General features: G+C 44.2%; 3 protein-coding genes. All 3 read left to right on the plus strand.

Annotated features, from left to right (window positions below; all coding sequences use genetic code 11):
* Positions 1–29: 29 nt before the first annotated feature.
* Positions 30–2579, plus strand: coding sequence for a GH92 family glycosyl hydrolase (locus tag LBQ60_10970; protein ID MDR2038432.1), 2550 nt, complete (start codon positions 30–32; stop codon positions 2577–2579).
* Between the two features lie 105 nt (positions 2580–2684).
* Positions 2685–5798 (plus strand): GH92 family glycosyl hydrolase, encoded by a 3114-nt coding sequence (locus LBQ60_10975; GenBank protein MDR2038433.1) that lies wholly within the window; start codon positions 2685–2687, stop codon positions 5796–5798.
* Positions 5799–5805: 7 nt separating this feature from the next.
* The coding region (locus tag LBQ60_10980) for a hypothetical protein (protein ID MDR2038434.1) at positions 5806–8428 on the plus strand (2623 nt) is incomplete at its 3' end.

Below are 8428 nucleotides of genomic sequence, written 5' to 3' on the forward strand. Positions count from 1 at the left end.
ACAGGGCTGCCAATATCACGGATATGATAATGGCTGTGGAGAATAAAGGATGTTGGCGTGCTAAAGATAAAAATGCATGGGTACAGCTTCAATGGAAAAACCCCCAATGGATCGGCAAAATAGTGATATACAATTTTCCTGCAGAAGAAGGCCGCGTATCCAAAGGTCTGTTGAAATTCAGCGACGGTAGCAGCATCGAAGTGGAATTGCCCGGAGACGGAACGGCAAAAGCGGTTGAATTTACGGAGCGGCAAACCGGTTATGTGCGCTTCGAAATATTGGAAGGTGGAAAAAATCCCGGTCTCTCCGAAATCGAAGTTTTTCCGTCGGGCCGTCAGTATCCCGATCCGGTTTCGTGGGTCGACCCGTATATTGAAACTAATCGCGGGCGTTTTTTCTTTTTCATTACAGGCTCGCGGCCTTTCGGGCTGGTCAGTGCAGCGCCGATGACCATTAACTGGAACAACGGCGGCGGCGGTTATGCCCATCGATCGACAGATATCTTGGGATTTCCCCAAATCCATTCGTGGACTATTTCGGGAATTAACCTGATGCCCACATTGGCCGGTGTCGACCCGACGAAAGGAGAACAACTCTGGAAATCGGATTTTAAACACGATGATGAAATAGTCCAGCCCGGATACCATCGGGTTTACCTGAATAAATACCATACCTGGGTAGAACAGACCTCAACCGACAGGGTCAGCTTTTATCGTTTTACCTATACAAAAGATGCTGCTGCCCAGATACTGCTGAGCCTGGGCGGGCATCTCGGCAACAGTCGCATGGCTAATGCGGAAGTGGTGAAAATCAGCGATACGGAATTTGAAGGTTCCGTGAGTTCGGTAGACAGGGCTTACAATGTCGGTCCGGTTGATGTCAAACTCTTTTTTGTGGTACAGTTCGACAAGTCATACCATACGTTGAATGGCTGGGAAGAAACGGAATTCCGGAAAAATATAGCATCAATGAGAAGCGACAGCCTTGGCGGCATTGCTCCTTGCTTCGACATGAAAGCCGGAGAGCAGTTGAAGATGAAGATCGCTGTTTCTTATACGAATGTCGAAAATGCACGGAAGAACCTGCAGGCAGAATGTACTTCATGGGATTTCGACCGGATGGTTGCCGAAAGCCGCAATACATGGAATGAATGGCTGGACCGCATTGAAGTGGAAGGCGGCAGGCCCGATCAACGGATAAAATTTTATACGGATTTATGGCATGTTCTGCTCGGACGCCAGAAGATAAGCGACGTATCGGGCGATTATCCCGACAGGACGGAAGGCCCCCGGCATGGAATTCACGGATATTTAACCGATGCGGTTTTCAAGATTAAAAATTCGAAAAAGCATGCCATGTACAATTCCGATGCTTTCTGGCTTACACAATGGAACCTGAATGTGCTTTGGGGTTTGGCCTGGCCCGAAATACAAGACGAGATGGCTTCTTCCATGGTTGCTTATGCCAACAACGGAGGATTACTTCCCCGAGGGCCTGCCGGAGGAGGCTATACCTACATTATGACCGGTTGTCCTTCAACCAATCTTATTGTCAGCGCCTATATGAAAAATATCCTGACCCGGACCGATCTTGAAAACGCTTTCCAGATGATCAGGAAAAACCATCATCCCGGGGGAATGATGGGAGGAGGCGTTTATTTTGCAGATGATCTTCGTTTTTATATCGAAAAAGGATGGTGGCCCAATAATGCCGGGATTAATATTGAGGCTGCTTTCCAGGATTGGGCGGTAGCGCAGATGGCGAAAAAACTCAATAAGGAAGACGATTACCAGTATTTTATGAAACGTTCGGCTTCATGGAAGAGTTGTTACGAACCGAACCACAAACTGTTGTTTCCCAAGAATCATGAAGGTAAATATACACATACCGATCCGTTGGAAGCATGGGGGTATGTCGAAGCAAATGCATGGCAGGCAACCTGGGGTGTTTCGCATGATATACCCGGACTGGCAAAACTGATGGGCGGAAATGCGGAGCTGTGCAAAAAGTTAAATGAAGCATTCGAGCGCTCAAGGGAAAGTGATTTTGTGTATAGTTACAGCAAAGGCTATGTGAGTTATGCCAATCAACCGGGTTGCTCCAACGCACATGTTTTCAACTATGCAAATGCTCCGTGGCTTACCCAGTATTGGGTACGTAGGGTTAATGAACAGGCTTATGGCGGAGTTACACCCGATCTGGGTTACGGCGGACATGATGAAGATCAGGGACAAATGGGTGGTGTCAGTGCACTGATGTCAATAGGCTTGTTCAGTATCATCGGTACAGAATCGTTAACACCTTACTACGAAATTACTTCTCCGGTATTCGATAAGATAACGATCCGTTTGAACAATGAATATTATAAAGGAAAAAAATTTGTGATCAAAACATATAATAATTCGGATGAAAACTGTTATATTCAAAAAGCGCAGCTAAACGGCAAACCATTAAATAACTTTTGGTTCACACATGAGCAGTTTGCTGCAGGCGGTGAACTGGAATTATGGTTAGGCAACGAACCGGATAAAGAATGGGGAGTGGAAACGTTCCCGCCAGTGAATTTAAAGACAGAATAAAATAAATAAGCACTCAGTGCTATTTGTTGTTTCTTTAAGTCGCATTGATCAAATGGATTACGTTCAGAAAATATAATATTAATTGTTTCATATTTCTTAAATACAATGTTTGTACGAAAGTTTATCATACTTGTTTCTTTATTGAATATATGGGTAGCCTCTAATGCCCAGCAAAGAAAACGTCCTGTTGATTATGTGGATGTGATGATAGGCATGTCCAATTCGCGGTGGATGTTGTTTCCCGGGCCCACCATGCCTTTCGGTATGGTGAAGTTGAGCCCCGACAATCAGGACGACGTGTGGATGGGCGGTTATGAATACACCAACAATATGATAAGTGGATTCAGCCATATACACGAATGGACGATGGGTGGTTTGTCCATGATGCCTGTCAATGGCGATTTGAAACTAAGCCCCGGTCGGGTTTCCGATCCTTTCAAGGGAGCAAATTCAGGATACCATTCCCGTATCATCAAAGAGAAGGAAACAGCAAAGCCGGGATATTATTCAGCTTTTTTGTTCGATTATGGTATTACAGCGGAACTTACAACAACCGACAGGTGCGGTTTTCAGCGGTATACATATCCTGAAGATAGCACATCACGTGTTATGATAAATCTGAAATTTCCCACCGAATGGGATTACAGCTTTGACGTTCACGATGCTGAAATTAAGAAAGTAAGCAGCACGGAAATAGAAGGTTATGTCCAATCTCAATCAGGACCGTGGTCGCGGTTCAATGAATATACGCTGCATTTTGTGATCCGCTTCAGTAAACCGTTCAAATCGTTGAATGGTTTTGAAAACGGCAATATACAACCGGATTGCAGCGGCATAAGGGGTAAGGATAATGTCGGCGCATTTGTAGCGTTCAACACGTCGGATGGGGAACAGATACTTGTCCAGTCGGGAATTTCGTTCGTCAGTATCGATAATGCACGGTTGAACCTGGATAAAGAGCTCGCCCCCTTTAACTGGAATTTTGACGCTGTAGTTGAAAATGCACAGGCTGTCTGGAACAATCTGTTATCCAAAATTCAGATTGAAGGTAAGAACGAAACAGATAAAATTAAGTTTTACACCAATCTGTATCGTTCGTACAGTGCGCGTACCATGATGGAAGATGTCAACGGCGAATACCGCGATGCCTGCGAAAACGTAGCAAAAGTTGCAGCAACGCAGCGACATATGTATAGTGGCGATGCTTTCTGGAACACTTTCTGGAATTGCAACGGTTTGTGGTCGCTGATTACGCCCGGTGTAATGAACGACATGGTGCATACACAGATCGAGATGTACGAACGTACGGGCTGGACATGTAAAGGTCCTGCAGGGATCGAATACTCTGCTATAATGGAAGGCTCCCATGAACTGGCTTTGATGGCGGCTGCTTACCAGAAAGGAATCCGCAATTTCGATGCGGAAAAAGCATATCAGGCCATGAAACATACCATGACTGCCGAAGGAGTGAACCATCCCTGCGGAGGTTTTGCAGGAAATCCTAATTTGAATACTTATGTGGAACTGGGATTTATGCCTTATGAGAAAGATGTGATTTCGAAAACACTGGATTATGCCTATGATGATTATTGTGTGGCGCAAATGGCCAAAGCGCTCGGCAAAAAGAAAGATTACGAATATTTTCTCAAACGTTCGCAGAATTACCGGAACTGTTTCGATCCGGCAACGAAATACGTTCGCCAGCGTCATGCCGACGGGAGCTGGAAAGATAACTTCGACCGTTTTTCAGCCGGGGGATTCATAGAGGGGAATTCCTGGCAATATTCATGGTACGTGCCGCACGATATTCCGGGTTTAGTGAAATATATCGGCGCCGATGAATTCAACAAGCGTTTGACCACAGGATTCGAAAAATCGGAGAAGCACAGGTTTGCAGCACATGTCTTCGACCACACCGGCGGACAATCGGCCGAATATTATATCAACCATGGGAATGAGATCAATATGCAGGCGGCATTTTTGTTCAATTTTTCGGGTAAACCATGGTTAACGCAAAAATATTCACGCGCCATAATGGACAAATATTACGGACATACACCGCTGCAAGGCTGGGAAGGCGATGAAGACCAGGGACAGATGGGCGCCTGGTTTGTAATGAGCGCCATGGGCTTTTTCGAAATGGATGGCGGCGTTTCCGTCGATCCGATGGTGGAAATTACTTCTCCTCTCTTCGATAAAATTACCATCCGGCTGGATGCTGATTACTATTCCGGAAAAACGTTTATTATTGAAGCCATCAATAATTCGCCGGAGAATAAATATATTCAGTCTGCACATCTCAATGGAAAACCGCTACGTGAACCCCGTATTTATTTCAAAGACATTACAAATGGAGGAAAACTGGTCTTTGAGATGGGTGCAGAGCCCAAAACAGATTGGAATGCAAAGATATCCCAGCAGATAGGCAAAACCAAAGGGAATAAACCATATAAACTGAGGGTGGCTTCATATAATATCCGTTTCGACACACCCAATGACGGAGCTAATGCCTGGCCGAACAGGAAAGATGCTGTTAAGTCGTTGATCAAATACCACGACATTGACATTGCAGGTACACAGGAAGGATTGTACCCGATGTTACAGGAGTTATGCGAACATTCCGGGTATGCTTACTTCGGTGCCGGACTTCAGGATGGTAAACGGGACGGACAATATTCTGCTATTGTTTACAAAAAAGACAAGTTTTCGGTTCTTGATTCGGGAAATTTCTGGTTAAGCGAAACGCCGGATAAACCAAGTAAAGGTTGGGATGCCGGATTTAACAGGGTTTGTTCTTGGATAAAATTCAAAGATAACGAAACGAAAAATGAGTTTTATTTTTTTAATGTACATTTAGACCATCAGGGCGTTATTGCGCGCCATGAATCGGTAAAGCTTATGATTCAAAAAATAAATGAAATAGCTGAAGATTGCCAGGTTATATGTACCGGTGACTTCAATTCCACACCTGAAACGGAACAAATCGGCGCTTTTTCGGGTTTTTTGAATGATGCCAGAAATGCTTCAAAACAGCCACCTTACGGGCCGGAAGGAACATTTACCAATCAATTCTCAAACCCGGTTTCCAACCGGATCGATTATGTATTTGTCAGCAAACATTTTGATGTAAATAAATATGCCGTATTAACCGATTACAGGGAAATACCCTACTATCCGTCAGATCATTTACCTGTTGTCGCAGATATAATCTCTAAATAAAATCATCATGAAAAGAATAGCTATCTATTTGGTATTAATCTTCTTGTTCGTTTTAAAAGGATTTTCTCAGTCCATGCCTGTTTTCTGGCAGATCGGGCAAAAAGATAAAAGTGCGGAAGAATTTGCCCTTGGACCATATAATTATGCTGCATTTCCCGAAAAATTCGGAAAAGGAGCTGTAGTATATGAAGTGGGGAAAAATAAACCCGCAACCGATTTTCCTTTTATTTTGCCCGGTCCTCAGGATGTTTGGGCTGGAAGCACTCCAAAGCAGATGGTTATCCGGTTTGGCATAAAGGATATATCTGCTCCGTGCAGGGCACGCCTGGAACTGAATTTTGTGGAAACGCATCCTTCGGCGCCTTTACTGGATATTATGGTGAACGGATATAAAGTGGAAATGCGGGCGCCGGCCGGTAACGACCAGCAGTATTTCAATAACCGGAGGGTAAATCCTGTCGCTTTGTCAACCGTAGTCGATATTCCCGACCATGTATTGAAAAAAGGTAACAACCTGATTGTAATACGCTCAAAATCGGGAAGCTGGGCGGTATTCGATAATATCAGCCTGCTCACTGCTTATCAATTGGAACCGGGGAAACTAACCGATGGAATTAACATGTTTGGTGCGGAAGTTAAGCCGGGATTAATTTATGGTGAAAACCGGGAACTTCGCCAACCGGTTGTTCTCCAGATTGCCAACTGGGGGAAACCACAAAAAGCAAATATCGTCATTGATGGGAAAAATTATGAGCAAATAACACTCAATAGCGGTGTTAATTCCATTGAAACCAGTGTAGCGGAAGCAAAGAAGGAAACAAATATCGAAATAGCGTTATCCGTAAAATCAAAAATAGCAGGACAACTTACAGTTAAAGCATATCCTGTGAAAAAGTGGACAGTTTACCTGGTTCAGCATACCCATACCGATATCGGTTATACCAAACCCCAGACAGAAATACTGGCCGAACATATCCGGTATATCGACTATGCTGTGGAATACTGTGAACTTACGGAAAATTATCCTGATGATTCAAAATTCAGATGGACCTGTGAAGCTTCCTGGGCTGTCAGGGAGTATCTGAAAAACCGCCCGGAGGAACAAATCGGGAAATTTCTGAAATACGTCAAAAACGGACAGATTGAAGTCACCGGTATGTTTTTCAACATGTCTGAAATTGTAGATGAAAATTCATTCAAAACCTTTCTGGAACCTATCGGGGAATTTAAGCAATTGGGGATTCCCGTGGTAACGGCCATGCAAAATGATGTGAACGGCATTGCATGGTGTTTGGCCGACTATATGCCGGATCTCGGCATCAAATACTTTTCGATGGGTGAAAACGGACATCGTGCGCTTATCCCGTTCGACAGGCCAACATTGTATAAATGGGAATCGCCGTCCGGGAAACAGGTTTATTCGTTCCGTTCCGACCATTATATGACGGCTAATGGCTGGGGTATCGACAAAGTTGGTTATGAAGCCATGGCGCCGAATGTTTTCCGGTATCTTGACAACCTTGATGCAAAAGGATACCCGTTTGATGCGGTCTCCGTACAGTATTCGGGATATCATACCGATAACTCTCCACCTTCGATGAAAGAATGTGATGTAATTCGCGACTGGAACAATAAATATGCAACACCCAAGCTGCGGAGTGCCGTTTTTCATGAATTCATGGATTATGTGACAGCTAAATATGATGATCAGTTGCCGGTATATCGTGTTGCTTATCCCGACTGGTGGACGGATGGTTTTGGTTCGGCAGCGCGCGAAACAGGAGCTTCCAGGAAAACACATTCCGATATGATCACCATCCAGGGGTTGCTCTCGATGGCTGCAATGAAAGGACAGTCGTTACCTTCGCATATTTATGATAAAATACAACACATACACGAAAATCTTTTGTTTTATGATGAACATACTTATGGGGCTGCCGAAAGTATTTGGGATCCAACATGTGACAACAGCCAGGTACAATGGGCCGAAAAAGCTTCGTATGCCTGGGAAGCGCTAAAAAACGCCCAGATCATGTATGAAACTTCCATAGGTTTGTTGCAACCGTTCATTCAGCGCGGTGAGCATCCGACCGTAACATTCTACAATACATTGAACTGGAATCGCTCGGGAATGGTGGAATTATATATCGACCATGAAATCATACCCCATAACCGCGCATTCAAAATTATAGATGAAACCGGTATGGAATTAAAAACCCAGCCATTACGTTCGCGGAACGAAGGAACATATTATGATATTTATGCCGAAAATATCCCGCCGATGGGATACAAAACATTCCGCATCATAGTTGATAAAAATAACCGTCAGGCATTACCTGCCTCATCAATGGTTGATGATCAGGTGGAGAATGATTATTTCAGCATAAAATTTGATCCGCAAACCGGCAGTATAAAAAGTTTATTCGATAAAAAATTACAGTTGGAAATGGTTGATTCCCAATCGCCATGGCAACTGGGGGCCTTTGTATATGAAACCTTGGGGAACCGCCAGCAAATGGAACGCTATACATTGACCGATTACCAACGTAACGGTTTGACGGATATCCGTATCAATGCAGGTGTTAACGGACCCATTTATCAAACTGTTCAGATACAAGGTAAATCGAATT

This window comes from Bacteroidales bacterium (assembly GCA_031275285.1).
Lineage (GTDB): Bacteria > Bacteroidota > Bacteroidia > Bacteroidales > UBA4181 > JAIRLS01.